Genomic DNA, 538 nt, shown 5'->3' with positions numbered 1-538 from the left:
CCAATCATCATTGCACTGGAAGTGTCTTTGAGCTGGCAGTTTTCAACCCGCAGATTGAGTACATCTTTTGCCACCATCTGACAGTCGGGACACACCTTCTCAAGGTTCTTGAGCTTTGCGTCGTCATTGAGCACATCAGGAGCCGCGATGGCAGTACCGGCTATACACAGCCCCAGTGCCAGCAGTTGGAGTCTATTAGTTACTTTCATGGTTCCTCTCTATATCGTTCCAATTTCGTTTCGGTAAAAGAACAGTGGCCCAGTGACTGTTCTGAGTTCCGGCGTTACTTGCTTTACTATTGAGCACATATGCTGCTTGAAAAAGTTGTGGTATCCGTACAAAGCTGGGCGTGTAAAAACGGAATAGATAATGAGGGTGATGGCCGCACCAGCGGCCCACCCGATCACGTCCGGAGAGATAAGTCCTGACACGTCTGAGATACGTTCTGGTTCAACCAAGCGGCACACCACCAGCACCCAGAACCACATTACCGGCATCACAAAGATCATCTTTCCGACGCAAGCAATGAGCACCTTCA

1 protein-coding gene and 1 pseudogene are annotated in these 538 nt (G+C 49.6%); both read right to left on the bottom strand.

Annotation, left to right across the window (positions count from 1 at the left end):
- Positions 1 to 209, bottom strand: a pseudogene (locus R7O13_RS30305) (hypothetical protein); the annotation flags it as partial.
- A gap of 9 nt (positions 210 to 218) precedes the next feature.
- A partial coding sequence (locus R7O13_RS30300) for a hypothetical protein (protein ID WP_318305651.1) occupies positions 219 to 538 on the bottom strand: 320 nt, incomplete at its 5' end.

The organism is Vibrio sp. Y176 (genome assembly GCF_033438945.1).
This window is presented reverse-complemented; position numbering and strand designations above follow the sequence as displayed.